Genomic DNA, 25,315 nt, shown 5'->3' on the forward strand with positions numbered 1-25,315 from the left:
AAAAAGTGAGCATCCCCGCGCAGAGTGACGGTGCCGACGTGACCAAGGACGATGCTGTCTCCGACGGCGAGATCCTGCTGAAGGTGACCGGGCTCCAGAAGCACTTCCCGATCCGCAAGGGCCTGCTGCAGCGGCAGGTCGGAGCGGTGCGCGCCGTCGACGGCATCGACTTCGAGGTGCGCAAGGGCGAGACCCTGGGCGTCGTGGGCGAGTCCGGCTGCGGCAAGTCGACCATGGGCCGGCTGATCACCCGGCTGCTCGAACCGACCGCCGGCACGGTGGAGTTCCAGGGCAAGGACATCACGCACCTCGGCGTCGGCGGCATGCGCCCCATGCGCCGCGACGTGCAGATGATCTTCCAGGACCCGTACTCGTCGCTGAACCCGCGCCACACCATCGGCACGATCGTCGGCGCGCCCTTCAGGCTCCAGGGCGTCGAGCCCGAGGGCGGCGTCAAGAAGGAAGTGCAGCGGCTGCTGTCGGTGGTCGGCCTCAACCCCGAGCACTACAACCGCTATCCGCACGAGTTCTCCGGCGGTCAGCGCCAGCGCATCGGCATCGCCCGCGCGCTGGCCCTGAAGCCGAAGCTGGTCGTGGCCGACGAGCCGGTCTCCGCGCTGGACGTGTCGATCCAGGCGCAGGTCGTGAACCTGCTGGACGACCTCCAGGAGGAGCTGGGCCTGACCTACGTGATCATCGCGCACGACCTCTCGGTCGTCCGGCACGTCTCGGACCGGATCGCGGTGATGTACCTGGGCAAGGTCGTGGAACTCGCCGACCGGGACTCGCTGTACAAGGCGCCGATGCACCCGTACACCAAGGCGCTGATGTCGGCGGTGCCGATCCCGGACCCGAAGCGGAAGCACGTCAAGAGCGAGCGCATCCTGCTCAAGGGCGACGTGCCCTCGCCGATCGCCCCGCCGAGCGGCTGCCGCTTCCACACCCGGTGCTGGAAGGCGACGGAGATCTGCCGGACCACCGAGCCGGCGCTCGTGGAGCTGCGGCCCGGCCAGCGGGTCGCGTGCCACCACCCGGAGAACTTCGAGGACCAGGCCCCGCAGGACACGGTGCTGCTCTCCGCGGCCAAGGAGGCGGCCGAGCTGGTCTCCGAGGAGGTCCTCGCGGAGTCGGCGGAGACGTCGGCGGCGGTGGCGGCGGAGCTCGCCGAGGGGTCCGCCGAGGAGAACACCTCCGAGGAGAACACCTCTGCGGAGACTTCCGAGGAGGACGCCTCCGCGGAGAACGCCTCTGCGGAGGCTTCCGAGGAGAGCGCCGCCGAGGAGAGCGCCTCTGCGGAGGCTTCCGAGGAGAGCGCCGCCGAGGAGAGCGCCTCTGCGGAGAACGCCTCCGGCGGGGACGCCCCCGAGGAGAACGCCGGCGAGGCCGACTCCCAGGAGTCAACCGACAAGTAGCACATGACATCTCGGCAAAGTCATGTACATGGCTGAACGGGAGAGTGCAGAGTCGTCCGTGTCCGACCACTGATCGGTACACGCTCGAAAGGGACGACGCATGGCACTCTCCCGTTCGGCACGTCTGGGGGCCCTCGCGATCGCGGCGGCCTCCCTCCTCGTCATCGGAGCCTCTCCCGCCCCCACTCCGGGCGCCCCCGGCATCGGCGACCCCTACTTCCCCAACCTCGGCAACGGGGGCTTCGACGCCCTGCACTACGACCTCGACGTCGCCTACGCCCCCGACACCGGCCGTCTCGACGGCCGTACGACCCTCACCGCGCGCGCCACCCAGAACCTCTCCTCCTTCGACCTCGACCTCCAGCAGCTGCGGATCACCCGGGTCGACGTGAACGGCAGACGCGCCCGGTTCACCCGCGACGGCGACGAGGTCACCGTCACCCCGCGCCAGAGCCTGCGCAAGGGGCGGGAGTTCAGGGTCACCGTCACCTACGGCGGCGTACCGCAGCCCCTCAGCGGCCCCATCGTGTTCGGCTCCAAGTACGGCTGGATGAAGACTCCCGACGGCGTCTTCGTCGCCTGCGAGCCCAACGCGGCCTCCACCTGGTTCCCGTCCAGCGACCACCCCTCGGACAAGGCCACCTACGACATCCGGATCAGGGCGCCGAAGGGCCTGACCGGCGTCTCCAACGGCCGGCTGGTCTCGACGTACGACAAGGGCGGCTCGACGTACACCCACTGGCGCGAGTCGCGGCCGATGGCGACCTACCTCGCCACCGCCACCATCGGGAAGTTCGACGTGCGCACCGGCCGCACCCCGGGCGGCATCCCGGTCTACGTCGCCATCGACCCGGTGCTGAAGAACAGCAACGGCGTGGACGTGTACGCCGTCACCGCCGCCGCCACCGACTACTGGTCGAAGGTCTTCGGGCCGTACCCCTTCGAGGAGACCGGCGCGATCGTGGACGACATGCCCGAGGCCGGGTTCTCGCTGGAGGTGCAGAGCAAGCCCGCCTATTCGGCCGTGCGCAACGAGACGACCATCGTGCACGAACTGGCCCACCAGTGGTTCGGCGACTCGGTGAGCGTGGCGCAGTGGAAGGACATCTGGCTCAACGAGGGCTTCGCCACCTACGCGCAGTGGCTGTGGGCCGAGCACCAGGGCACCCGCTCCGCTCACGACTCCTTCCTCGCGGCGTACAACGCCCTGCCGGCCACCTCGTCGTTCTGGCAGATCAAGGTCGCCGACCCGCAGCGGGACACGATGTTCGCCTCCGCCGTCTACCAGCGCGGCGCGATGACGCTCCAGATGCTCCGCGAGCGCATCGGCGACAAGGCCTTCTTCAGGCTGCTGCCCGCCTGGACCAGGCTCCACCGGTACGGCAACGCGGACACCGCCGACTTCGTCCGCCTGGCCGAGCGGGTCAGCGGGCAGCACCTGGACGACCTCTTCCAGACCTGGCTGTTCACCACAGGGAAACCTGCCCTGTGAGCCTGGCTTTGTAAGGTTCACACCCGACACCGGGTGAGAATGTAGGGGTGCAGCTCCAGCCCCTCTTCAGCCACTCCGTCCAGCACACGCTCGATGTCATCGGCATCTTCGTGTTCGCGATCTCCGGCGCGCTGCTGGCCGTCCGGAAGAACTTCGACGTCTTCGGCATCGCCGTCCTCGCCGAGGTGACCGCGCTGGGCGGAGGGCTGTTCCGCGACCTGATCATCGGAGCCGTGCCGCCGGCCGCCTTCACCGACCTCGGGTACTTCCTGACCCCGCTGCTCGCGACCCTGGTCGTCTTCTTCCTGCATCCGCACGTGGAGCGCATCCAGACGGCGGTGCTGGTCTTCGACGCGGCCGGCCTCGGCCTGTTCTGCGTCAGCGGTACGACGAAGGCGTACGGCTACGGCCTCGGCCTGACCGCGTCGGCGACCCTGGGCCTCGCCACCGCCGTCGGCGGCGGCGTGCTGCGGGACGTGCTCGCCAACGAGGTGCCCTCACTGCTGCGCTGGGACCGCGATCTGTACGCGGTCCCGGCGATCGTCGGCGCCACGATGGTGGTGCTGTGCATCCGCTACGACGTGCTGACCCCGTTCACCAGCGGGCTGGCCGTCGTCACCGCTTTTGTGCTGCGCCTGCTCGCGATGCGGTTCCACTGGCGAGCTCCGCGCGCGTGGAACCGCCGGTCGACGGTGACCGAGGAGTAGTCCCCGTCGTCCCGGTGGTCCCTGCCGTCCCCGTGATCCCCCTGGTTCCGGTGGGTCCGGCGGCGGACCCGGTAAGAGAACCCGTGGTTCCGGTAAGAGACCGGTCCTGGCCCCGGGCGCGGTTCTGGCCCATCTGGAGGGTCAGCCAGCGGAACACCGTGTCGACCTGGGGCCGCCACAGCGCCATGTTGTGGCCGCCCGCGCTGTGCGGCAGGAACACCACGTGCACGGTCGTGGGCGCCTTGGCGATGGCCTCGAGGGCCACGCCCGCCTGGTAGCCGTCCCCCGACTCGCCGGAGATGTAGAGCGCGATCCGGGGCGGTACCGGGGCCTTCTTCAGCAGCAGGTAGGGGTTGTTCTCGGCGCGCAGGAGCGGGTTCTGCGCGGCGAGGGAGTTGCGCTCGCCGATCGGGTCGTTGTAACCGGACAGGCTCACGGCGGCCCGGTAGCGGTCCGGGTGGGCCACGGCCAGCTTGACCGCGCAGTGCGCGCCCGCCGAGTACCCGGCCACGGCCCAGCCCTGCGGCGCCGGTTCGGCCCGGAAGTTGTCCATGACCATCTTCGGCACGTCGATGCTGAGCCAGCTGTCGGCGTTGACCTGACCGGGGATGTTGGCGCAGCCGGTGTCGACGCCGGCCAGCAGGTTGGTGCGCGGGGCGACCAGGATGAACGGCGCCACCTGGCCGCTCCTCATCAGCGGCAGCAGCTGCTCATGGGCCTTCATGGAGCCGAACCAGGCCTTCGCCGAACCGGGGTAGCCGGGCAGCAGCTCCACCACCGGGAACTTCCTGGTGCGGTAGGCGGGCTCGTCGTACTGCGGCGGCAGCCAGACGTAGACCTCGGCGTTCACCCCGGAGACCCGGCCCTTGAGCTGGGTGACCTTCACTCCGCCGGCCGCGCGCATGCCGGGTCCGTCGGCCGCCGTGAAGGTCTGCCTGACCTTGGGCAACCGTTTCACCGCTATGCCGCCGGTCCCGTCGCTGCCCAGGTTCTGGGCCTGCTGGACGTGGTTGCCGGTGCCGAGCAGGTCGGCCCAGTTGTCGTACAGGTTGTTCTGGTTGTTGACCAGGACGAAGATCAGCGTGACGGCGGTGCCCTGGGCGAACAGCAGCATCGCCAGGCGGGCCGCGGCGCGCAGGGGCTTGGGCCCGCGCACCCGCGACCACAGGACGAGCGGCAGTATCAGTGCGACGACCGCCAGCACGACGGTCGTGTAGAGGAACGGAGTCCCGGTGAGGCTCATGTCCCCATAGAGGGAAAACGAAGGCCCGAGGTTGTGGACGTCTCCGGACACTTACTTAGAAATTGCCGGAACCTCACCCGGCAGGCCCAGCCCGCCCGGCGGGGCCCCGGCGTGCGGCCGCTGCTGCCCAGCCAAGAAAGCTACCGCTTAGTAGTTACCTGTTGTACCGTTCACCCATGCCAGAAGCAGCTTCCGCAGCGTCCCCCTCGCGGGCCGTGCTCGGCGACAGCGAGTTCGACCGCGACACCGCGGTCACCCGGCGCGAGCCCGGTGTCTACGACATCGACCTCTCGGCCGGCTGGACCATCATCAACGCCGTGAACGGCGGGTATCTGCTGGCCGTGCTGGGCCGGGCCCTCGCGGACACGCTCCCGCACCCGGACCCCTTCACCATCACCGCGCACTACCTGACCGCCTCCCAGCCCGGCCCGGCGGTGGTCCGCACCGAGACGGTCCGCACCGGCCGCACCCTGTCCACCGGCCAGGCCTCCCTCTTCCAGTACGACGACGAGGGCCACGAGGTCGAGCGGATCCGCGTCCTCGCCTCCTACGGCGACCTCAGCACCCTGCCCGACGACGTCCGTACGACGGCGGTGCCGCCGCCGATCCCGCCCCTCGACCAGTGCTTCGGCCCCGAGGACGGCCCCGCCCCCGTCGAGGGAAGCTCGGCGATCACCGACCGGCTGATGCTCAAGCTGGACCCGGCGACCCTCGGCTGGGCCCTGGGCGCGCCCTCCGGCAAGGGCGAGATGCGCGCCTGGTTCGGCCTGGCCGACGGCCGCGACGCCGACCCGTTGTCCCTGCTGCTGGCGGTGGACGCCCTGCCGCCCACGGCCTTCGAACTCGGCCTGAAGGGCTGGGTCCCCACCGTCGAACTCACCGTCCACGTCCGCCGCCGCCCCGCCCCCGGCCCGCTGCGGGTGTCCATCACCACCCGCAACCTGGCCGGCGGCTTCCTTGAGGAGGACGCCGAGATCTGGGACAGCACCGACCACCTGGTCGCCCAGTCCAGGCAGCTGGCCAGGGTCCGGCTCCGCTGAACGGCGCACACCGCCGGCCGAGCCGTGCGCCGGCGACCGCCGGCCCCTTCGCCCGAGCCGGTTCGGCTTGCAGGGGTGGCCGAGTGGCGTGTCAGGCCCGGTTCAGGGGCGTGCGGCCCAGCCAGGCCGCCAGCCGCTCGTAGGTGTCCGCCTTCTCGTCGGCCTGGCGGGGGGCGTCGAAGGGGGTCCCGGCGTCGCGGGGCCGGGAGGGCGGGAGGACCGCGCGGGCGGTGGTGAGGGCGAACTCGGCGAGTTCCGGGTCGAGTTCGAGGGGGTGGCCGAGGGCTTCGGCGAGGTCCCAGGTGTGGGTCACGATCTCCATCACATAGCCGGACAGCGCCGCGTGGCCCGGCACCTCGCCCCACGGCACCCGCACCGGGGACGTCATCCGCTCGTCGCTCGCCCACGCCTTCAGCACCCGGACGCGCACCTCGTCGTAGGCCGCGGCCCAGCCGTCGTCCGCGACGCCATGGGCGACCGGTTCCACCGCCAGCCCGTCGCCGCCCTCGCCGACCACGGCGATCCGCCGGGTGCCGCCGACCACGTGGCTCAGCAGGGCACGTACGTCGAACTCGGAACAGGGCGTCGGCGCGGTGAGGTGTTCGGGGCGCACGGTCTTGATCAGGGCCGCGGCCTGCTCGGTGGCGCGGGCGTAGACGGGGCGCGGGTCGGTGAAGCCGGTGGTGGTGGTCATGAGATGCCTCCGTGTCCGTGTCCTGCGTGGGTCGGTGAGATGAGGATGGCGGGATAACCTGACACCTTCCGTCAACATTTGCGGGAAGCCCGCGACCGGCGCGATCCTGGCCGCGTGAAGTCCGACCGGCTGCTGTCGATCCTGCTGCTCCTGCAGACCCGGGGCCGCGTCCCGGCACGTGAACTCGCCGACCGGCTGGAGGTGTCGGTCCGCACCGTCTACCGGGACATCGAGGCGCTGTCGGCCTCCGGCGTCCCGGTGTACGCCGAGCGCGGCCGGCACGGCGGCATCGAACTCCTCGCCGGTTTCCGCACCGACGTCACCGGGCTGACCGCCGACGAGTCCCGCGCCCTGTTCATCCTCGCCGCCCAGGGCGCCCACGCCGCGCTCGGCCTGGACGCGGCCCTCGGCTCGGCTCTGCGCAAGGTGATGGCCGCGCTGCCGGCGCCGTACCGGCCCGCCGCGGAGGTGACCAGCCGCCGCATCCTGGTCGACGCCACCCGCTGGAGGAGCGGCCCCCGGCAGGCCGTCGACCTCCAGGTCCTCCAGGACGCGGTGTTCTCCGACCGGCGCCTGAGGCTGCGCTACCGGCACAGCGAGTCGCGGGAGGCGCGGACGTACACCGTGGACCCGTACGGCCTGGTCGCCAAGGCCGGGACCTGGTATCTGGTCGCCGACCGGCGCGCGGCGCCCCGGCTGTTCCGGGCCGACCGGATCTGCTCGGCCCGGCCGCTGGACGAGCCCGTACGGCGCCGCCCGGGCGTCGAACTCGCCGACGTCTGGGAGGTGTTGCGCCGGCAGGTGGAGGACATGCCGCAGGGCATCGAGGTCACCGTGCGGGTACGGCGCGAGCGGCTGGACATGTTCCAGCGGATGGCGGCCGCCCACCTGACGGCCCTGCCCGACGACGACGGCGTGAGCGACTGGGTCACCGCGAAGCTGGCCTTCCCGGTGCTGCGGGCGGTCCGACAGCTCCTCGCCTTCTCCGACCAGGTGGAGCTGCTGGACCCGCCGGAGGCGCGCGCGGAACTGCTGGCGGGGGCCCGCTCCGTCACGGCCCTGTACCAGGCCGGCCCCGGCACCGGGGATTGACAGCCGGCCGGCAGCGGCGGCCCAAGTGCCGCCCAGGCGGCGTTGGTTGAGTGCGGTCTCTCAGGACTTCCTCACCCGCATCGGAGCCATCTCTCATGAAGCGTGTCCGTCTCGCCCCCGCCGTCGCCCTGCTGGCCCTGTCCCCGCTGCTGCTGACCGCGTGCGGCTCCGGTGACTCGTCGTCCTCCTCGGGGGGCGGCACCTCCGTCCGGCAGCAGGGCTGCCGGGCGCCGTCGGGCATGCCGACGGGCGGGGCGCCCTCCGGCGGGCCTTCGGGCGCGTCCACCGTGCGGCCCAGCGGCACGCCCGGCGGCACGCCCTCCGGCATGCCGAGCGGCGCGCCCGGCGGCCAGGGCGGTGCCGGCGGGCGCCGGGGCGGCGGCTGCGGCGGTCCGGGCGGCGGCCAGGCTCCGGAGCGGACCGGCGGGCAGGCGCAGCAGGGCTGAGCCGGGGCCGTGGCCGGGGGTGGAGGCCGCTCAGTCCAGCCAGTGGCCGCGGCCGACGGAGATGAGCCGCAACTGCCGGGCGGCGAGCCGGGTGACGCGCTCGCGTTCCTCCGGCGGGCCGTCCAGGGCCTCCAGGAACAGGGAGGCGGTGATGAGCATCTGGTCGACGTAGAGGTGCGCGAGCATCAGCAGGTCGTCGTCGCTCCAGCCCGCCGCCTCCGGGTCCTTGGCCAGCTCGGCCTTCACCTCCTCGGCGAACCGCACCAGTTGGGCCTTGATGGCCTCCCGCACCGGCTGCACCCCGCCGTGCCGTTCCCGGGCGATGAACCGGACGTGGGCGGGGTACTCGTCGACGTGACGGGCGATCAACTCGATGGCGCGCGCGATGCGCTCCTCGCTGTCTCCGGTCGTGGACACCGTCGTCCGCACCATCGGATGCAGACTGCCCAGCGCCTCGTCGACCAGCGCCACCCCGAGGTCGGCGGTCGAGCGGAAGTGCCGGTAGAAGGCCGTCGGGGCGACGCCGACGGCCCGGGTGACCTCGCGCAGGCCCAGGCTGCTCAGGCTCTGCTCCTCCAGCAGCGCGAGCGCCGCGTCGAGGAACGCCTGGCGGGTCTTCTGCTTCTGGGCCTGCCGGATGCCGAGGGTGTGACTCATGTCATCCAGTTAACAACTGTTCTCCGGAATTGGAAACCGCTGAGCGCGGTACAGTAGAAGTCAGTGAACAACTGTTACTACAACTGTTCACCCAAATTTCACACCGGCTCGATTCACGAGGCAACTCGGAGGGGGGACCCGTTCCCATGCTGTTCCTCGTCGCCGCACTCATGCTGCTCGGTGTCGTACTGGGCACCGTCGCTCACGCACCGCTGACCGTCACCGCCGTCATCGCCGCCGGCATCGCCGTCTGGCTCGGCGCCTTCGCGATCCGCGAGCGCCTCGGCCGCCGGCGCCGTACGCAGGCCAACTGACCGTCCGCACCTACTTCCAGGAGCTGAGCACCATGCATCTCACCGCACCGGTCACGAGCGGCACCGAAACCCGTCCGGCCGCGCGGGACGCCGACGGCATGGCCGTGGCGTCCTTCATCCTCGGCCTGCTCGGCCTGCTCGTCCTCAACGTCTTCCTCGGCCCGGTCGCCATCGTGCTGGCCGCGGTCTCCCTCTGGCGCGGCACCGCCCGCCGCGGCCGGGCCCTGCTGGGCCTGACCCTGGGCGTGGCCGACCTGGCCGTCCTGGTCATCGCGATGGAGGTCTCGCACACGCTGTCGTGGAGCCTGTGAGCCACGCTGCCGCGAAACCCGCGAGCCCGGCCGCCCCACCTGCCGCGGAGGGCGCCCGAGGACGACGGGGCGACCGGCCGACACACAGTGCGGAGTCGGACCCGGGCACGGCTTGCCGGGCCTGCGCCGACCTCGGAGCCGAGGCGGGCGGCGGGGGAGCCGTAGAATCGGGGCACCATGGCTTACCTCGACCACGCCGCGACCACCCCGATGCTCCCGGAGGCGGCGGAGGCACTCACCGCCCGGTTGAGCATCACGGGCAACGCCTCCTCCCTTCACGCATCCGGCCGGCAGGCACGCCGCACGGTCGAGGAATCCCGTGAGACCCTCGCCGAAGCGCTCGGCGCCCGCCCCAGCGAGGTCGTCTTCACCTCCGGCGGCACCGAGGCCGACAACCTCGCCGTCAAGGGCCTGTACTGGGCCCGCCGCGGCGCCGACCCGGCCCGCACCCGCGTGCTGTCCAGCCCCGTCGAGCACCACGCCGTCCTCGACGCCGTGCACTGGCTCGGCGAGCACGAGGGCGCGACGGTGGAGTACCTCCCCGTCGACTCCCACGGCCGCGTCCACCCCGAGGCCCTGCGCGAGGCCATCGCCCGCAACCCCGACGACGTCGCGCTGGTCACCGTGATGTGGGCCAACAACGAGATCGGCACCGTGCTCCCGATCCGCGAACTCGTCGAGACCGCCGCCGAGTTCGGCATCCCCGTGCACTCGGACGCGGTCCAGGCCTTCGGCCAGGTCCCGGTCGACTTCGCCGCCTCCGGCCTCGCCGCGATGACCGTGTCGGGCCACAAGATCGGCGGTCCCTACGGCATCGGCGCGCTGCTGCTCGGCCGCGACCAGAGCCCCGTGCCCGTCCTGCACGGCGGCGGCCAGGAGCGGCACGTCCGCTCCGGCACCCTCGACGTCCCCGCCGTCGCCTCCTTCGCCGTCGCCGGCCGGATCGCCACGGAGCGCCGCGCGTGGTTCGCCCGGGAGATCGGCGCCCTGCGCGACCAGCTGATCGACGCCGTCCTGAGCGCCGTCCCGGACGCGATCCTCGGCGGCGACCCGGCGCCCGAGGGCCGCCTGCCGGCCAACGCGCACTTCACCTTCCCCGGTTGCGAGGGCGACTCCCTGCTGCTCCTGCTGGACGCCCAGGGCATCGAGTGCTCGACCGGCTCCGCCTGCACCGCGGGCGTCGCCCAGCCCAGCCACGTGCTGCTCGCCACCGGCACCGACCCGGACCTGGCCCGCGGCACCCTGCGCTTCTCCCTCGGCCACACCTCCACGCAGGCGGACGTCGAGGCGGTCGCCAAGGCGATCGGCCCGGCGGTGGAGCGCGCCCGCGCGGCGGGCCTCACCTGAGACACGGGGCGCAAGAAGCGGGCGGGGACAGAAAACGGCCTACGAGGCGGGTTCCCTTCGCCGGTATTGTCCGGATCAGGTTCTGGGGGTCGCCTTCCGGTCCTCGCGGACCTTCCGGCCTCTCAGCCCGAGCGTCGATGTCGGCACCAGCGGAGATTTCCTTACCTCTCCTTGAAGAGATCGATCTTTCTCTCGCTGAAGTCGGCTACTCCGCTTGGGCTCCCTCACTCGTCTCGTAGACCTGTAAACAGGATAGAACCGCTCATACCGGATGAAAAAGGCCCCCGGCCTTGATTTTTTCGCCGATCCTCAGGTCCCCGCGGACCCGTACCCTGAAAGGGTTATGACTGAGACCCCGCAGCGCCCCCTCCGCGTCCTCGCCGCCATGTCCGGCGGAGTCGACTCCGCCGTCGCCGCCGCGCGCGCCGCGGAAGCCGGCCACGACGTCACCGGCGTCCACCTCGCGCTCTCCGCGAACCCGCAGTCCTTCCGGACCGGCGCGCGGGGCTGTTGCACCATCGAGGACTCGCGCGACGCCCGCCGCGCGGCCGACGTCATCGGCATCCCCTTCTACGTCTGGGACCTCGCCGACCGCTTCCGAGAGGACGTGGTCGAGGACTTCATCGCCGAGTACGAGGCCGGCCGCACCCCGAACCCGTGCCTGCGCTGCAACGAGAAGATCAAGTTCGCCGCGCTGCTCGACAAGGCCCTGGCCCTCGGCTTCGACGCGGTGTGCACCGGGCACTACGCGAAGATCGTGCGCAAGGAGGACGGCACCCGCGAGCTGCACCGCGCCTCCGACATGGCGAAGGACCAGTCGTACGTCCTCGGCGTGCTCGACGAGCAGCAGCTCGCGCACGCCATGTTCCCGCTCGGCGACACGGTCACCACCAAGGAGGAGATCCGCGCCGAGGCCGAGCGCCGGGGGCTCGCGGTCGCCAAGAAGCCCGACTCGCACGACATCTGCTTCATCGCCGACGGCGACACCCAGGGCTTCCTGGCCCGGCGGCTGGGCAAGGCGGAGGGCGACATCGTCGACGAGTCCGGCGCCAAGCTGGGCACGCACGAGGGCGCGTACGGCTTCACCATCGGCCAGCGCAAGGGCCTCAGGATCGGCACCCCGGCCCCCGACGGCAAGCCCCGCTACGTCCTGGACATCTCCCCGGTGAACAACACCGTCACCGTCGGCCCCGCCGAGGCCCTGGACGTCTCCGCGCTCACCGCGATCCGGCCCCGCTGGTGCGGCACCGCCCCCACCGGCCCCGGCACCTACACCGCCCAGCTGCGCGCCCACGGCGGCGAGACCGAGGTCACCGCGGAGCCGGTCGGCGGCGAACTGCGCGTCACCTTCGCCGAGCCGGTCCGCGGCGTCGCCCCCGGCCAGGCGATCGTCCTGTACGACGGCACGCGCGTGGTCGGCTCGGCGACGATCGCGGCGACCACGCGCGCGACCGCCGCTGCGGCGCGGACCGCCTAGTCCTTCGCGACCGGGGCGGGCCCTAAGCGGCCCCGCCCGTGAAGAACTCCGTCAGCACCGGTCCCAGCACGTCCGGTTCCACCATGTGGGTCTGCCCCGGCAGCACCCGGTAGGTGCCCTGTGGCACCGCCTCGGCCACGGCCTGGTTCGCGCGGTGCATCCACTCCGGGCTCGCGCCGCCCGCGACCGCCAGCACGGGGACGGACACCGCCGCCAGCCGGTCCCTGGGGAGCAGACCGTCGCCCATGACCGCGTCGTCGTGCGCGAGGCTCGGCGCGACCGCCTCCATGCCGGCCCACATCGGCGACTGGCGGGCGCCCCGGATCACCTCCTCGCCGAGGCCGGTGAGCCGCAGGAACAGCTCCACCGCGTCGCCGCGCCGGTCCTCCGACAGGGCCTTGCCCAGCTGCTCCTTGTAGACGGCCTCCCGCTCGGCGCCGCCCTGGAGGAAGTCCGCGTACGGCACCTCGTACACGGCGGCCCGGCCGGCCGGCAGCCCGCTCGCCAGCGCCCGCAGCACCAGCGCGCCGCCCGAGGAGACCCCGAACAGCGCCGCCTCGCCTCCCACCGCGTCGATCAGCGCGGCCAGGTCCTCGACCTCCCGCTCGACCGCGTAGGGCTCCGTGTCGCCGCTCTCGCCGCGACCGCGGCGGTCGTAGACGACGGCCGTGCAGTGGCCCGCGAGCCGCTCCGCAAGGGGCGCCAGGGTGCCGCCGGTGGACATCGCGCCGCTCACCAGGACCACCGTCGGCCCCTGACCGGTCACTCGGTACGCGAGCGCGGTTCCGTCCCGCGAAGTCGTCTTCTTGTCCATGTCGGCTGAGACTGCCGTACCGGCACGGACTCATCGGTCACGACACGTCGACGTCGTAGAAGCAGAAGTGGTCCTTGATCTGCGCCACGCCCGGCTTCGGGTCCGGGTACGCCCACACCAGGTCCGGTGCGTCCGGCAGCGACCAGTAGGACGCCGTGCCCTTGAAGGGGCACACGGTGTGCGTCTCGGAGGGGGTGAGCAGGTCGAGGCGTACGTCCTCGGCGGGGATGTAGTACCGGTCCGGACAGCCGGTCTCGCGCAGCAGCAGCGACCGGTCGCTCTCCGCGAGCACCTGGCCGCCGCGCACCACGCGCACGTGCCGCTCGCTCTTGTCCACGGTGATCGTGTGTCCTTGGGTCATACCAGGACAGCACCGGCGGGACCGCGCTTCTTCCCGTCGCCGGCGAGGGCCGTACGGTAGAGGCCATGAACATCTGCGTCTTCCTGTCCGCCGCCGACCTCGACGAGCGATACACGCGCCCCGCGCGCGAGTTCGCGGAACTGATCGGCAAGGCCGGTCACACGCTGGTGTGGGGCGGTTCCGACGTGGGCCTGATGAAGGTCGTCGCGGACGGGGTGCAGGACGCGGGCGGCAGGCTGCTGGGCGTCTCGGTGGAGTTCCTCGCCAACAAGGCGCGGCCCGGCGCCGACGAGATGATCGTCGCCGCGGACCTCGCCGAGCGCAAGAGGCTGCTGCTGGAGAAGGCCGACGCCGTGGTGATCATGGTGGGCGGCACCGGCACGCTGGACGAGGCCACCGAGATCCTGGAGCTGAAGAAGCACGGCCGCACCGGCAAGCCGGTCGTCCTGCTGAACACGGCGGGCTTCTACGACGGCCTCAAGCAGCAGTTCCGCCGCATGGAGGACGAGGGCTTCCTGCCCCGTCCGCTGTCCGAGCTGGTGTTCTTCGCGGAGGAGCCGGTCGGGGCGCTGGCCTACCTGGAGGAGCAGCTCGGCGTGCAGTGATGCGAGCATGGCGGGCATGGCTACTCATGTGATCACCGGGGCCGGTTCCGGCATCGGCTCGGCCGTCGCCCGCCGTCTGCACGCGCGCGGGGACGACCTCGTGCTGCACGCGCGCGACGCGGGCCGCGCGAAGGAACTGGCGGCCGAGTTCCCCGGCGCCCGCACCCTGGTCGGCGACCTCGCCGACCCGGACCGGCTCTCCTGGGCGTTCTCCCACCAGAGCCTGCCGGACCGGGTGGACTCCCTGCTGCACATCGCCGGCGTCGTCGACCTGGGCGAGGTCGGCGAGCTGACCACCAAGGCCTGGCACCACCAGCTCAACGTCAACCTGATCGCCCCCGCCGAGCTGACCCGGCACTTCCTGCCCCAGCTCCGCGCGGCCCGCGGCCATGTGATCTTCGTCAACTCCGGCGCCGGCCTGAACGCCCACGCCGGCTGGTCCGCGTACGCCGCCTCCAAGCACGGCCTGAAGGCCCTCGCCGACTCCCTGCGCCACGAGGAGCACGGCAACGGCGTCCGGGTCACCTCCGTCTACCCCGGCCGCACGGCGAGCCCCATGCAGGCCAAGGTCCACCAGCAGGAGGGCAAGGACTACGACGCCTCGCAGTGGATCGACCCCGAGTCGGTCGCCACGACGATCCTCATGTCCCTCGACCTCCCCGGGGACGCGGAGGTCAACGACCTGACGGTACGGCCGGGGCGGTGATCGCGGCGAGCGGTGCCGAGATCCGCGACTGGCTGGCCGAGGCCTGGTCGAGGACAGCGGGCGCGTTGGTCCTGGGCGGCCTGGATCTCGGCACTCCGCCTGCCGGGCGGCCGGTCGCGGGCGAGATCTTCGACCCGTCGGACCTGGCGGAACTGCGTGTGCTGACCACCACGGGCGAGTTCACCGGCGACATCTGCCGCTGCCCCGGCAGTCCGACACTGGCGCTGCTGGACTCCGACGGCGAGTTCATCGCCACGGGCAGCCTCCACGGCGGGCGCGACGTCTCCTGGGAGCGGGCCCGCTTCCGCAACAACCTGACCGTGGCCGACCCGGACGCGCTGATGGCCTTTCTGGAGCGGCATCGAGGGCAGAGCTCCCCGGGTGTTCGGCATACGCTGCCGGGGTGAGTGAGAAGAGCCAGTTCACCTTCCCGGGGGCCACCGGTGTCGGGTCGATGCCCGGTGCCGATGCGCGGGAAGCCGCCAAGACAGTCACCGGCAGCTTCGAGGACTTCCCCTTCCTGCCCGAGCTGCCCGCACGCGGGCCCGGCGCCGACATGATCGGCCGTACCGCGGGCATGCTCGTCGAGCTGTACGCGCGCGTGGAGCCCAGCGGCTGGCGCGTCGGGGACCGGCCGGGCCGGGACACCAAGCGGGCGCGGTCCTGGCTGGGGGAGGATCTGGACGCCCTGGAGGAGTTCACGCAAGGGTACGAGGGCGACCTGAAGGTGCAGGCGGTCGGCCCGTGGACGCTGGCCGCCTCGCTGGAGCTGAAGAACGGCGAGGCCGCCCTCTCCGACGCCGGCGCCTGCCGGGACCTCGCCGCCTCCCTCGCCGAGGGACTGCGGCTGCACCTCGCCGAGGTACGGCGCCGCGTCCCCGGCGCCCGGCTCGTCCTCCAGCTCGACGAACCCTCCCTCACCGCCGTCCTGCGCGGACAGGTCCGCACCGCCAGCGGCTACCGCACGCACCGCGCCGTCGACCGGCAGGTCGTGGAGGCCACCCTGCGGGACGTGACCGGGGCGCACGGCGACGGGCCGGTGATCGTCCACTCCTGCGCCCCCGACGTGCCGTTCGCGCTGCTGCGGCGGGCCGGAGCGGCCGGTGTCTCCTTCGACGCCTCGCTGCTCACCGAACGTGACGACGAGGCGATCGGCGAGGCCGCCGAGGGGGGCACCCGGCTGTTCGCCGGCGTCGTGCCGGGCACCGACGGCCCATTGTCAGACCCTGCCGGTAGCGTCATGGGTGTCAGGACGCTGTGGCGCAGGCTGGGCCTGCATCCGGGACTGCTCACCGAGGCGGTCACGGTCACCCCGGCGTGCGGTCTCGCGGGCGCTTCCCCCGCCTACGCACGCCAGGCGCTCGCCCACTGCGTCCGGGCGGCGAGATCCCTCGCGGACAACCCAGAGTAACGGGAGGAAACACGGTGGCCGGCGACAAGCAGCAGGCTCAGACGGCAGTGCCCGCCGAGGCGCGTGACAGGCACGCGCAGCTCGCTGAGCAGATCGAGGAGCACCGCTTCCGGTACTACGTGAAGGACGCCCCCGTCGTCAGCGACGCCGAGTTCGACGAGCTCCTGAAGACTCTGGAGGCGCTGGAGGAGCAGTATCCGGAGCTGCGCACCCCGGACTCCCCGACCCAGAAGGTCGCGGGGTCGTACGAGACGGAGTTCACCGCGGTCGAGCACCGCCAGCGGATGCTCTCGCTCGACAACACCTTCAACGACGAGGAGCTGGCCGCCTGGACGGAGCGGATCGCACGCGAACTCGGCGACCAGGAGTACCACTTCCTGTGCGAGCTGAAGGTGGACGGCCTCGCCGTCAACCTCACCTACGAGAAGGGCCGCCTCACGCGCGCGGCCACCCGGGGGGACGGCCGCACCGGCGAGGACATCACCCCCAACGTCCGCACCATCGCCGAGATCCCGGACCGCCTCCAGGGTGACAAGGTGCCCGACCTGGTGGAGATCCGCGGGGAGGTCTACTTCCCGATGGAGAAGTTCCTCGAGCTGAACGAACGCCTGGTCGCCGCCGGCGACAAGCCGTTCGCCAACCCCCGCAACGCCGCCGCCGGTTCGCTGCGCCAGAAGGACCCCCGGGTCACCGCCACCCGTCCGCTGCACATGGTGGTCCACGGCATCGGCGCCCTGGAGGGCTTCACCGGCCTGACCCGTCTCTCCCAGGCCTACGACCTGCTGAAGACCTGGGGCCTGCCCACCTCCCCGCACAACAGGGTGGTCGACGACCTCGACGGCGTGCGCGCGTTCATCGCCCACTACGGCGAGAACCGCCACTCCGTGGAGCACGAGATCGACGGTGTGGTCGTCAAGCTGGACGAGATCCGCCTCCAGGGCCGCCTCGGCTCCACCGCGCGTGCGCCGCGCTGGGCGATCGCCTACAAGTACGCGCCGGAGGAGGTCAACACCAAGCTCGTCGACATCAAGGTGGGCGTCGGCCGCACCGGCCGGGTCACGCCGTACGCCCAGGTCGAGCCGGTCACGGTGGCGGGCAGCGAGGTGGAGTTCGCCACCCTGCACAACCAGGAGGTCGTCAAGGCCAAGGGCGTCCTCATCGGCGACACGGTCGTGCTGCGCAAGGCCGGTGACGTCATCCCGGAGATCCTCGGCCCGGTGGTCGACCTCAGGGACGGCAGCGAGCGGGAGTTCGTGATGCCGGGCGAGTGCCCCGAGTGCGGCACGTCGCTCAGGCCCATGAAGGAGGGCGACGTCGACCTGCGCTGCCCCAACGCCCGCACCTGCCCCGCCCAGTTGCGCGAGCGCGTGTCGTACCTCGCGGGCCGTGAGTGCCTGGACATCGAGCACTTCGGCGCGGTGGCGGCCGCCGCGCTCACCCGCCCGCTGGAGCCGGCCGACCCGCCGCTGGTGGACGAGGGCGACCTGTTCGACCTGACGGTGGAGAAGCTGCTGCCCATCAAGGCCTATGTCCTCGACCCCGACAGCGGCCTGCCCAAGCGGGACCCCAAGACGGGCGAGGAGAAGGTGGTCACGGTCTTCGCCAACCAGAAGGGCGAGCCGAAGAAGAACACCCTCGCCCTGCTGGCGAACATCGAGGAGGCCAAACAGCGCCCGCTGGCCCGCTTCCTGAACGGCCTGTCCATCCGGCACGTCGGACCGGTCGCCGCGCAGGCCCTCGCGCGCGAGTTCCGCTCCATCGACCGCATCGAACAGGCCACGGAGGAGGAGCTGGCCACCACCGACGGCGTCGGCCCGATCATCGCCGCCGCGCTCAAGGAGTGGTTCGCCGAGGACTGGCACCGCGAGATCATCCGCAAGTGGAAGGCCGCCGGAGTCCCGCTGGAGGACGCCTCGACCGGCGAGGACGAGGGCCCGCGTCCGCTGGAGGGGCTCACGGTCGTCGTCACCGGCACCCTGGAGCACCACACACGGGACGGCGCCAAGGAGGCACTGCAGAGCCGGGGCGCGAAAGTGACCGGATCGGTGTCGAAGAAGACCTCGTTCGTCGTCGTGGGTGACAACCCCGGATCGAAGTACGACAAAGCCGTGCAATTGAAGGTTCCGGTGCTGAACGAGGACGGTTTCGGGGTCCTCTTGGAGCAGGGCCCCGAAGCGGCGGCCGAAGTCGCGCTTCCGACCGGGGAGTAGCGGTTGAAGGCCACCCGATCGGCGCATATCAGTTGCATACGGGTGGCCCGGGCGCATTCGGGCAACCGTCGACGACCGGTGCCCGTGGAAGCCTTCCGCGGCCTACTGTTGAGACGTGCACCTGCCGTGCCCGGCTGCGGTTGGGGCATCCCCGTGCGCTTCCGGCGTGCGGGGAAGGGTTCTTCAACGCGGAGCTGCTGATGGCTGTCGGACATCGGGCCGCGTGGCGTGGGCACCGCCGGCTGTGAGAGGGACGGGAATGGAACCGACCGAGAGCGTCGCCCCGGACTCACGGCTGCGCCTGCGCCGTCGCGCGGGCACAGGGCGGACGACCCGATGGACGGGGACCCGGTGGGCGGGAACCCGGTTGACCACAGGGACCCGGTGGACGGCGCGGACCCACGGACGCACCCCCGGCCAGGCCCGTACGGCCAGGCCGGGCGCCGCCGCCGAGACCCACCCGCCGATACCCGTGGCTCTCGAGCCCGCCCCCGGCCTGGCCGGCGCCGAGCGCGGGCGGCGCCCGTTCCGGCCCACCCTGCCCGCGGCCGTCACGGCCGCCGCCGCGCTCGTCCTCGGCGCCGGTTTCTGCCGCGCCTTCACCGGCCACCACGCCCTCTTCCCGAGCGGTACCGCCGGCTGGTCGCTGGCCCTGCTCACCGGGGTCATCGTCGGCCACCTCGTGATGCTGGGCCGCGCCCGCTGGTGGGGCGGCACCGGCTCCGGAGCCGCCCTCACCCTCGCCGTGCTGCTGCTGTACGGCTGGGTGCCCGCCGGCATGGTCAGCCTCACCGTCGTCGTCCTGGTCGGCATCGCCCGGCGCCACCGCTGGCGGCAGGGAGTGCTGCACGGCGCGGTGGACATCCTCGGCATCGGCGCCGGCGCGCTGCTGCTCCGCGCGTTCGGCCGCGTCCCGAGCGTCGAGACGCCCTGGCGGCCGGACGGCTGGAGCGCCGCCACCGCGCTCGAGATCACCCTCGCCGCGGGCGCCTACCTCGCGGTCAGCCGCGGACTGCAGTGGTACCTGCACGCCCCGCCCGGCGGCAGGATGCCCACCGTGGCCCGCACCGCCGTGGTCAGACACGCCCTCGTCGCCGTCGCGCTGCTCGGCATCGCCCCGCTGCTGTGCGTCGTCGCCGTCGCCCAGCCGGTCCTGCTGCCGCTGTTCGCCATCCCCCTCATCGCCCTGGACTCCACGCTGTGGATGGCACGCGCGCGTGCCGAGGAGCAGCTGCGCGACCCGCTGACCGGGCTGCCCAACCGGCAGTGGCTGCTGGAGCGGATCTGGACGGCCCTCGACGACGCCGAACGCATCGACGCCCGCTCCGCGCTCATGCTGATCGACCTCGACCGTTTCCGGTCGGTGAACGACACCCTCGGTCATCTCGCCGGGGACCGGCTGCTGCTCCAGATCGCCGACCGGCTGCGGCTCGCCCTGCCGCGCGGGGCGGAGGCCGCGCGGCTCGGCGGGGACGAGTTCGCCGTGTTACTGCCCGTCGCCGACTCCACGACGTCCGCCACCCGCATCGCCCGCGGCCTGGTCGCCGCGCTCAGCTCCCCGCTGGACCTCGACGGGCTCACCCTCGTCCTGGAGGCCAGCGCCGGCGTCGCCGTCTTTCCCGACCACGCGCTGGACGCCGAAGGGCTGCTGCGCCGCGCCGACGTCGCGATGTACCAGGCGAAGCGGGACCGTACGGGCGTCGAGGTGTACGAGTCGAAGCGGGACTCCAACACCCCGGACCGGCTCGGTCTCCTCGGGGACCTGCGCCGGGCGCTGGACGCGCACGAGGTGCAGTTGCACTACCAGCCCAAGGTCCGCTTCGACGGGCAGGTCGCCGGCCTGGAGGCGCTTGTCCGCTGGGTGCACCCCGAGCGCGGGAAGGTCCCGCCGGACGAGTTCATCGCGATCGCCGAGTCCTCCGGGCTGATGCCCCATCTCACCGAGTACGTGCTGGAGACCGCGCTCGGCCAGGTCGCCCGGTGGCGCGCGCAGGGGCTGCGGGTCCCGGTCGCCGTCAACGTCTCTCCGCGCGACGTCCACACCCCCGGGTTCGCGGGCTCGGTCGCCGCGCGGCTGGCCCGGCACGGGGTGCCCGCGGGGGCCCTGCAGCTGGAGATCACCGAGCATGTGCTGCTGGAGGACCCGCAGCGGGCCGCCGACACCCTCGCCGCGCTGACCGGACACGGCGTGAAGATGTCCCTGGACGACTTCGGCACCGGGTATTCGTCGCTGGTGCATCTGCGGCGGCTGCCGGTGAGCGAGCTGAAGATCGACCGGTCGTTCGTGGCGCGGCTCGCGGTCGACGCCGAGGACGCGGAGATCGTGCGGTGCACCGTGGACCTGGCGCATTCGCTGGGGCTTCTCGTCGTCGCCGAAGGGGTGGAGGACGACGAGACGTGGGAGCGGCTGCGGGACCTGAGGTGCGACGCCGTGCAGGGCTGGCTGGTCGCCGCCGCCATGCCGCCGGAGGAGACGACGGCGTGGCTGCTGGCGCGGGAGTCCCGCGGATGGCAGCGGCCGCGCGCCGCGCTGCCTGCCGCCGAGTAAGCGGTCCCGGGATGCGTCCCGCCCCTTTGATCGTTGTACCGACCGGCGCCGGAGCGCGCTTCGCGGTCCGGTCGGAAGCTCAAAGGGGAACCCAGCCATGTCACTGTTCGTGCCGCAGTTCGAAGACTCCGTGATCGTCCGCGAGGCCGAGGCCGAAGTCGTCGGCGCCGCGCCCCTCACCATCCGCCTGCTGGCCGACAGCAGCGCCACCGGCGGCGCCCTGTCCACCCAGCGCGTCACCCTCGAGGCGGGCGCGGACGGCGCCAAGCCGCACTGGCACGACAACTCCGCCGAGATGTTCTTCCTGCTCGACGGCGCCGCCGACATCCTCTCCGGCGACGACGTCGTCACCGCCGGGGCCGGCGACCTCGTCGTCGTCCCGCCCGGCAAGCCGCACGCCTTCGCGGCCGTACCGGGGGCCGACGCCGATCTGCTCATCGTCCTCACACCCGGCGTCGAGCGCTTCGAGTACTTCCGGCACCTGCAGCGCATCCGCCTGGGCGAGGCGACCGAGGAGAGCATCCTGGAGGTCCAGGACCTGTACGACAACCACTTCCTGCACAGCGAGGCCTGGGCGACGCGCCGGGCTTGACCGGCGGCCCGGGGAAACCGTTTCACGGCCACCCCGGCCCGCCCCATAGGATTGGGGCTGGTCGTCCCATTCCCGTCTGCCGCGCGACGCCTGGCACGCACGCTCGCCGCGTTGCCGAATCGCCCACCTGGCTCCGCCACGAGGGCGCTCCGGCGCCTTGCGATCGCACGCACCAGACGCCGCGCGGCCCGCCCTCCGGGCGAACGACGGGAAGGGGACGACTAGCCCCCGCCCAAACCACACACACTCACCCCAGAGGATCGCTGCATGCCTGGCATCACGCGCGAGGAGGTCGCCCACCTCGCCCGGCTGGCGCGTCTGGAGCTGAAGCCCGAAGAACTCGACCACTTCGCGGGACAGCTGGACGACATCATCGGCGCGGTCGCCCGCGTCAGCGAGGTCGCCGACCAAGACGTACCGCCGACCTCGCACCCGCTCCCGCTGACGAACGTCATGCGCCCGGACGAGGTCCGTCCCTCGCTCACCCCCGAGCAGGCGCTCTCCGGCGCCCCCGCCCAGGAGCAGCAGCGTTTCAAGGTGCCGCAGATCCTGGGGGAGGAGTGACCGCCATGACGGACAGCAACATCATCAAGCTCACGGCCGCGCAGATCGCCGAGAAGATCGCCTCCGGCGAGCTGACGGCCGTCGAGGTCACCGAGGCCCACCTCGCCCGGATCGAGGCCGTCGACGAGAAGGTGCACGCCTTCCTGCACGTCGACCGCGAGGGCGCCCTCGCCCAGGCCCGCGCCGTGGACGAGAAGCGGGCCCGCGGCGAGAAGCTCGGCCCGCTGGCCGGCGTCCCGCTCGCGCTCAAGGACATCTTCACCACCGAGGGCGTGCCCACGACCGTCGGCTCGAAGATCCTCGAGGGCTGGATCCCGCCGTACGACGCGACGGTCACCAAGAAGCTCAAGGCCGCCGACGTCGTCATCCTCGGCAAGACCAACATGGACGAGTTCGCCATGGGGTCCAGCACCGAGAACAGCGCCTACGGCCCGACCGGCAACCCCTGGGACCTCACCAGGATCCCCGGCGGCTCCGGCGGCGGCTCCTCCGCCGCGCTCGCCGCCTTCGAGGCCCCGCTCGCCATCGGCACCGACACCGGCGGCTCCATCCGCCAGCCGGCCGCCGTCACCGGCACGGTCGGCGTGAAGCCGACGTACGGCGGGGTGTCCCGCTACGGCATGGTGGCGTTCTCCTCCTCCCTCGACCAGGGCGGCCCCTGCGCCCGTACGGTCCTGGACGCGGCCCTGCTGCACGAGGTCATCGCCGGGCACGACCCGCTGGACTCCACCTCCATCGACGCCCCGGTCCCGCCGGTCGTCGAGGCGGCCCGCAACGGCTCGGTGCAGGGCATGCGGGTCGGCGTGGTCAAGCAGTTCCGCGGCGAGGGCTACCAGGCCGGAGTGATCCAGCGCTTCGACGAGTCGGTCGAGCTGCTGAAGGAGCTGGGCGCGGAGATCGTCGAGCTGGACTGCCCGTCCTTCGACCTCGCCCTGTCGGCGTACTACCTGATCGCGCCGTCCGAGTGCTCCTCCAACCTGGCCCGCTTCGACGGCCTGCGCTACGGCCTGCGGACCGGCGACGACGGCACGCACTCCGCCGAGGAGGTCACCTCCCTGACCCGCGAGGCCGGCTTCGGCCCGGAGGTCAAGCGCCGCATCATGCTCGGCACGTACGCGCTGTCGAGCGGCTACTACGACGCGTACTACGGCTCCGCGCAGAAGGTCCGCACGCTCATCACGCGCGACTTCGAGAAGGCCTTCGAGCAGGTCGACGTGATCGTCTCGCCGACGACCCCGACCACCGCCTTCCCGATCGGCGAGCGCGCCGACGACCCGATGGCGATGTACCTGGCGGACCTGTGCACCATCCCGACCAACCTGGCGGGCAACGCGGCCATGTCCCTGCCCTGCGGTCTCGCCCCGGAGGACAACCTCCCGGTGGGCCTGCAGATCATCGCCCCGGCGCTCAAGGACGACCGGCTGTACAAGGTGGGCGCCGCCGTCGAGGCCGCCTTCGTGGAAAAGTGGGGTCACCCGCTGCTGGAGGAGGCACCGTCGCTGTGAGCAAGCTGTCGAAGGCCAAGGACTTCAAGAAGTCCAAGTCCGGTACGTACCTGTCCATGGCCACCACCGCGTTCGGCGCGATCGGTGTCGCCAAGCAGATCAAGAAGGCCCGCGCCGAGCACGACACGCTGCGGCTGATCGACGCCACGGTCTCCGCCGTGGCGATCGTGACCGGTCTCGCGATCCTCTGCCGCGAGCTGAAGCGGCTGGGCGACGACGACGTCCTGCTGGGCTGAGAGGGAAGTTTTCACCGTGACCACCACGACCGACCTGGTGTCGTACGAGGACGCGCTGGCGTCGTACGACCCCGTCATGGGCCTCGAGGTCCATGTCGAACTCGGCACCAAGACCAAGATGTTCTGCGGCTGCTCGACCGCGCTCGGCGCCGACCCGAACACCCAGACCTGCCCCACCTGCCTCGGCCTGCCCGGCGCGCTCCCGGTCGTGAACAAGACCGGCGTCGAGTCGGCGATCAGGATCGGTCTCGCGCTGAACTGCGAGATCGCCGAGTGGTGCCGCTTCGCCCGGAAGAACTACTTCTATCCGGACATGCCGAAGAACTTCCAGACCTCCCAGTACGACGAGCCGATCGCCTTCAACGGCTACCTCGACGTGCAGCTGGAGGACGGCGAGACCTTCCGTGTGGAGATCGAGCGCGCCCACATGGAGGAGGACACCGGCAAGTCCACCCACGTGGGCGGCGCGACCGGCCGTATCCACGGCGCGTCCCACTCCCTGCTGGACTACAACCGCGCCGGCATCCCGCTGATCGAGATCGTCACCAAGCCGATCGTGGGCGCCGGCGAGCGCGCCCCCGAGGTCGCCAAGGCGTACGTCCGCGAGCTGCGCGAGGTCATCCGGGCCCTCGGCGTGTCCGAGGCCCGCATGGAGATGGGCCAGATGCGCTGCGACGTGAACCTGTCGCTGATGCCGAAGGGCGCCGACAAGTTCGGCACGCGCTCGGAGACCAAGAACGTGAACTCGCTGCGTTCGGTGGAGCGCGCGGTGCGCTTCGAGGTCATGCGCCACGCCGCCGTGCTGAACGGCGGCGGCACGGTCGTGCAGGAGACCCGTCACTTCCACGAGGACACCGGCTCCACCACCTCCGGCCGTACCAAGGAGGAGGCCGAGGACTACCGGTACTTCCCGGAGCCCGACCTGGTCCCGGTCGCGCCCTCGCGCGAGTGGGTCGAGGAGATCCGTGCGGCCCTGCCCGAGCTGCCCCTGGTGCGCCGCAACCGGCTGCGCGAGGAGTGGGGCGTCTCCGGCACCGAGATGCAGGCGATCCTCAACGCGGGAGCGCTGGAGCCGATCGTCGCCACGATCGAGGCCGGCGCCGACGCCGCCTCCGCCCGCAAGTGGTGGATGGGCGAACTGGCGCGCAGCGCCAACGAGTCCGGCAAGGCGCTGGACGAGCTGGCGATCACCCCGGCGCAGGTCGCCCGGGTCGCCGAGCTGGTCGCGAAGGGCGACCTGAACGACAAGCTGGCCCGGCAGGTCATCGAGGGCGTCCTCGCGGGCGAGGGCACCCCGGACGAGGTCGTCGACAAGCGCGGCCTGAAGGTCGTCTCCGACGAGGGCGCGCTGACCGCCGCCGTCGAGGAGGCCATCGCCGGCAACCCGGCCGTCGCCGACAAGATCCGCGGCGGCAAGGTGGCCGCGGCCGGCGCCCTGGTCGGCGCGGTCATGAAGGCGACCCGGGGCCAGGCCGACGCGGCCCGCGTGAAGGAACTGATCCTTCAGAAGCTGGGCGTGAGCGAGGGCTGA

At 71.9% G+C, this 25,315-nt stretch carries 26 protein-coding genes; 21 read left to right on the forward strand and 5 right to left on the reverse strand.

Going from position 1 to position 25,315, the window contains the following annotated elements:
• Positions 1-5: 5 nt before the first annotated feature.
• The 3 genes from ACGFZN_RS36550 to ACGFZN_RS36560 all read left to right on the forward strand — a co-directional run bounded on the left by ACGFZN_RS36550 (position 6) and on the right by ACGFZN_RS36560 (position 3,611).
• The gene (locus ACGFZN_RS36550; RefSeq protein ID WP_393862836.1) at positions 6-1,412 is read left to right on the forward strand and encodes an ABC transporter ATP-binding protein; all 1,407 of its coding nucleotides are present in this window, start codon (positions 6-8) and stop codon (positions 1,410-1,412) included.
• A 100-nt stretch (positions 1,413-1,512) separates the two neighbouring features.
• Complete coding sequence (locus ACGFZN_RS36555) at positions 1,513-2,904, forward strand: M1 family metallopeptidase (protein WP_393862779.1); 1,392 nt, start codon at positions 1,513-1,515, stop codon at positions 2,902-2,904.
• 47 nt (positions 2,905-2,951) lie between these two features.
• Positions 2,952-3,611 carry a trimeric intracellular cation channel family protein gene (locus ACGFZN_RS36560; protein WP_393862780.1) on the forward strand — a complete coding sequence of 220 codons (660 nt, stop codon included), beginning with the start codon at positions 2,952-2,954 and terminating at the stop codon, positions 3,609-3,611.
• Here ACGFZN_RS36560 and ACGFZN_RS36565 read toward each other — a convergent pair.
• Positions 3,520-4,854, reverse strand: coding sequence for an alpha/beta hydrolase (locus ACGFZN_RS36565; RefSeq protein WP_393862781.1), 1,335 nt, complete (start codon positions 4,852-4,854; stop codon positions 3,520-3,522). The genes ACGFZN_RS36560 and ACGFZN_RS36565 overlap by 92 nt on opposite strands.
• Before the next feature lie 176 nt (positions 4,855-5,030).
• On the opposite strand from ACGFZN_RS36565, the gene ACGFZN_RS36570 reads away from it, so the two are divergent.
• Positions 5,031-5,894: a thioesterase family protein gene (locus ACGFZN_RS36570; protein ID WP_393862782.1), complete on the forward strand. Its 864-nt coding sequence runs from the start codon at positions 5,031-5,033 to the stop codon at positions 5,892-5,894.
• A gap of 91 nt (positions 5,895-5,985) precedes the next feature.
• Here ACGFZN_RS36570 and ACGFZN_RS36575 read toward each other — a convergent pair whose 3' ends face one another.
• Complete coding sequence (locus tag ACGFZN_RS36575; protein ID WP_393862783.1) at positions 5,986-6,588, reverse strand: TIGR03086 family metal-binding protein; 603 nt, start codon at positions 6,586-6,588, stop codon at positions 5,986-5,988.
• 114 nt (positions 6,589-6,702) lie between these two features.
• Here ACGFZN_RS36575 and ACGFZN_RS36580 point away from each other — a divergent pair, with 114 nt between their 5' ends.
• On the forward strand, positions 6,703-7,680 hold the full coding sequence (locus tag ACGFZN_RS36580) for a helix-turn-helix transcriptional regulator (protein WP_393862784.1): 978 nt from the start codon (positions 6,703-6,705) through the stop codon (positions 7,678-7,680).
• A gap of 95 nt (positions 7,681-7,775) precedes the next feature.
• Positions 7,776-8,126 (forward strand): hypothetical protein, encoded by a 351-nt coding sequence (locus tag ACGFZN_RS36585; RefSeq protein ID WP_393862785.1) that lies wholly within the window; start codon positions 7,776-7,778, stop codon positions 8,124-8,126.
• A gap of 30 nt (positions 8,127-8,156) precedes the next feature.
• Here the strand turns inward: ACGFZN_RS36585 and ACGFZN_RS36590 are convergent, their stop codons facing one another.
• The gene (locus ACGFZN_RS36590) at positions 8,157-8,783 is read right to left on the reverse strand and encodes a TetR family transcriptional regulator (RefSeq protein ID WP_393862786.1); all 627 of its coding nucleotides are present in this window, start codon (positions 8,781-8,783) and stop codon (positions 8,157-8,159) included.
• A 146-nt stretch (positions 8,784-8,929) separates the two neighbouring features.
• Here ACGFZN_RS36590 and ACGFZN_RS36595 point away from each other — a divergent pair, with 146 nt between their 5' ends.
• The 4 genes from ACGFZN_RS36595 (at position 8,930) to mnmA (ending at position 12,232) form a co-directional block, all read left to right on the forward strand.
• Complete coding sequence (locus ACGFZN_RS36595; protein WP_393862787.1) at positions 8,930-9,097, forward strand: hypothetical protein; 168 nt, start codon at positions 8,930-8,932, stop codon at positions 9,095-9,097.
• 32 nt (positions 9,098-9,129) lie between these two features.
• Complete coding sequence (locus tag ACGFZN_RS36600; RefSeq protein WP_393862788.1) at positions 9,130-9,408, forward strand: DUF4190 domain-containing protein; 279 nt, start codon at positions 9,130-9,132, stop codon at positions 9,406-9,408.
• A 177-nt stretch (positions 9,409-9,585) separates the two neighbouring features.
• Complete coding sequence (locus ACGFZN_RS36605) at positions 9,586-10,755, forward strand: cysteine desulfurase family protein (RefSeq protein ID WP_393862789.1); 1,170 nt, start codon at positions 9,586-9,588, stop codon at positions 10,753-10,755.
• Positions 10,756-11,098: 343 nt separating this feature from the next.
• Positions 11,099-12,232 carry a tRNA 2-thiouridine(34) synthase MnmA gene (mnmA, locus tag ACGFZN_RS36610; protein ID WP_393862790.1) on the forward strand — a complete coding sequence of 378 codons (1,134 nt, stop codon included), beginning with the start codon at positions 11,099-11,101 and terminating at the stop codon, positions 12,230-12,232.
• Between the two features lie 22 nt (positions 12,233-12,254).
• On the opposite strand, the gene ACGFZN_RS36615 is transcribed toward mnmA, so the two are convergent.
• A complete protein-coding gene (locus tag ACGFZN_RS36615) occupies positions 12,255-13,046 on the reverse strand; it encodes an alpha/beta fold hydrolase (RefSeq protein WP_393862791.1) in 792 nt (263 codons plus the stop codon).
• Between the two features lie 37 nt (positions 13,047-13,083).
• Entirely contained in the window at positions 13,084-13,407 is a 324-nt protein-coding gene (locus ACGFZN_RS36620) for a DUF427 domain-containing protein (RefSeq protein WP_393862792.1), read from the reverse strand.
• 65 nt (positions 13,408-13,472) lie between these two features.
• Between ACGFZN_RS36620 and ACGFZN_RS36625 the strand changes: the two genes are divergently transcribed.
• From ACGFZN_RS36625 to gatB, 11 genes are all read left to right on the forward strand, one after another.
• Positions 13,473-14,012 (forward strand): TIGR00730 family Rossman fold protein, encoded by a 540-nt coding sequence (locus tag ACGFZN_RS36625; RefSeq protein WP_393862793.1) that lies wholly within the window; start codon positions 13,473-13,475, stop codon positions 14,010-14,012.
• A gap of 7 nt (positions 14,013-14,019) precedes the next feature.
• Positions 14,020-14,718 carry an SDR family oxidoreductase gene (locus ACGFZN_RS36630; protein WP_393862794.1) on the forward strand — a complete coding sequence of 233 codons (699 nt, stop codon included), beginning with the start codon at positions 14,020-14,022 and terminating at the stop codon, positions 14,716-14,718.
• On the forward strand, positions 14,715-15,125 hold the full coding sequence (locus ACGFZN_RS36635; protein ID WP_393862795.1) for a hypothetical protein: 411 nt from the start codon (positions 14,715-14,717) through the stop codon (positions 15,123-15,125). Before ACGFZN_RS36630 ends, ACGFZN_RS36635 begins: the two co-directional genes overlap by 4 nt.
• Entirely contained in the window at positions 15,122-16,129 is a 1,008-nt protein-coding gene (locus ACGFZN_RS36640) for a methionine synthase (protein ID WP_393862796.1), read from the forward strand. The genes ACGFZN_RS36635 and ACGFZN_RS36640 overlap by 4 nt, the downstream gene beginning before the upstream one ends.
• A 14-nt stretch (positions 16,130-16,143) precedes the next feature.
• Entirely contained in the window at positions 16,144-18,339 is a 2,196-nt protein-coding gene (gene ligA / locus ACGFZN_RS36645) for an NAD-dependent DNA ligase LigA (RefSeq protein ID WP_393862797.1), read from the forward strand.
• 259 nt (positions 18,340-18,598) lie between these two features.
• Entirely contained in the window at positions 18,599-20,887 is a 2,289-nt protein-coding gene (locus tag ACGFZN_RS36650; protein ID WP_393862798.1) for a putative bifunctional diguanylate cyclase/phosphodiesterase, read from the forward strand.
• Positions 20,888-20,984: 97 nt separating this feature from the next.
• Positions 20,985-21,479 carry a cupin domain-containing protein gene (locus ACGFZN_RS36655; protein ID WP_393862799.1) on the forward strand — a complete coding sequence of 165 codons (495 nt, stop codon included), beginning with the start codon at positions 20,985-20,987 and terminating at the stop codon, positions 21,477-21,479.
• A gap of 267 nt (positions 21,480-21,746) precedes the next feature.
• The gene (gene gatC, locus ACGFZN_RS36660) at positions 21,747-22,043 is read left to right on the forward strand and encodes an Asp-tRNA(Asn)/Glu-tRNA(Gln) amidotransferase subunit GatC (RefSeq protein ID WP_004925108.1); all 297 of its coding nucleotides are present in this window, start codon (positions 21,747-21,749) and stop codon (positions 22,041-22,043) included.
• Between the two features lie 5 nt (positions 22,044-22,048).
• A complete protein-coding gene (gene gatA / locus ACGFZN_RS36665) occupies positions 22,049-23,548 on the forward strand; it encodes an Asp-tRNA(Asn)/Glu-tRNA(Gln) amidotransferase subunit GatA (protein ID WP_393862800.1) in 1,500 nt (499 codons plus the stop codon).
• Complete coding sequence (locus tag ACGFZN_RS36670; RefSeq protein WP_330337665.1) at positions 23,545-23,784, forward strand: hypothetical protein; 240 nt, start codon at positions 23,545-23,547, stop codon at positions 23,782-23,784. The genes gatA and ACGFZN_RS36670 overlap by 4 nt, the downstream gene beginning before the upstream one ends.
• A 16-nt stretch (positions 23,785-23,800) precedes the next feature.
• The gene (gene gatB / locus ACGFZN_RS36675) at positions 23,801-25,315 is read left to right on the forward strand and encodes an Asp-tRNA(Asn)/Glu-tRNA(Gln) amidotransferase subunit GatB (RefSeq protein WP_393862801.1); all 1,515 of its coding nucleotides are present in this window, start codon (positions 23,801-23,803) and stop codon (positions 25,313-25,315) included.

Source organism: Streptomyces sp. NPDC048192, from assembly GCF_043202415.1.
In the GTDB taxonomy this organism is placed as follows: Bacteria; Actinomycetota; Actinomycetes; order Streptomycetales; family Streptomycetaceae; genus Streptomyces.

Coding starts and splice junctions, on each gene's coding strand:
- ACGFZN_RS36555 (WP_393862779.1), top strand. CDS start 1,513: ATGGCACTCTCCCGTTCGGCACGTCTGGGGGCCCTCGCGATCGCGGCG.
- ACGFZN_RS36565 (WP_393862781.1), bottom strand. CDS start 4,854: ATGAGCCTCACCGGGACTCCGTTCCTCTACACGACCGTCGTGCTGGCG.
- ACGFZN_RS36570 (WP_393862782.1), top strand. CDS start 5,031: ATGCCAGAAGCAGCTTCCGCAGCGTCCCCCTCGCGGGCCGTGCTCGGC.
- ACGFZN_RS36575 (WP_393862783.1), bottom strand. CDS start 6,588: ATGACCACCACCACCGGCTTCACCGACCCGCGCCCCGTCTACGCCCGC.
- ACGFZN_RS36585 (WP_393862785.1), top strand. CDS start 7,776: ATGAAGCGTGTCCGTCTCGCCCCCGCCGTCGCCCTGCTGGCCCTGTCC.
- ACGFZN_RS36590 (WP_393862786.1), bottom strand. CDS start 8,783: ATGAGTCACACCCTCGGCATCCGGCAGGCCCAGAAGCAGAAGACCCGC.
- ACGFZN_RS36595 (WP_393862787.1), top strand. CDS start 8,930: ATGCTGTTCCTCGTCGCCGCACTCATGCTGCTCGGTGTCGTACTGGGC.
- ACGFZN_RS36600 (WP_393862788.1), top strand. CDS start 9,130: ATGCATCTCACCGCACCGGTCACGAGCGGCACCGAAACCCGTCCGGCC.
- ACGFZN_RS36605 (WP_393862789.1), top strand. CDS start 9,586: ATGGCTTACCTCGACCACGCCGCGACCACCCCGATGCTCCCGGAGGCG.
- mnmA (WP_393862790.1), top strand. CDS start 11,099: ATGACTGAGACCCCGCAGCGCCCCCTCCGCGTCCTCGCCGCCATGTCC.
- ACGFZN_RS36615 (WP_393862791.1), bottom strand. CDS start 13,046: ATGGACAAGAAGACGACTTCGCGGGACGGAACCGCGCTCGCGTACCGA.
- ACGFZN_RS36620 (WP_393862792.1), bottom strand. CDS start 13,407: ATGACCCAAGGACACACGATCACCGTGGACAAGAGCGAGCGGCACGTG.
- ACGFZN_RS36625 (WP_393862793.1), top strand. CDS start 13,473: ATGAACATCTGCGTCTTCCTGTCCGCCGCCGACCTCGACGAGCGATAC.
- ACGFZN_RS36630 (WP_393862794.1), top strand. CDS start 14,020: ATGGCGGGCATGGCTACTCATGTGATCACCGGGGCCGGTTCCGGCATC.
- ACGFZN_RS36650 (WP_393862798.1), top strand. CDS start 18,599: ATGGAACCGACCGAGAGCGTCGCCCCGGACTCACGGCTGCGCCTGCGC.
- ACGFZN_RS36655 (WP_393862799.1), top strand. CDS start 20,985: ATGTCACTGTTCGTGCCGCAGTTCGAAGACTCCGTGATCGTCCGCGAG.
- gatC (WP_004925108.1), top strand. CDS start 21,747: ATGCCTGGCATCACGCGCGAGGAGGTCGCCCACCTCGCCCGGCTGGCG.
- gatA (WP_393862800.1), top strand. CDS start 22,049: ATGACGGACAGCAACATCATCAAGCTCACGGCCGCGCAGATCGCCGAG.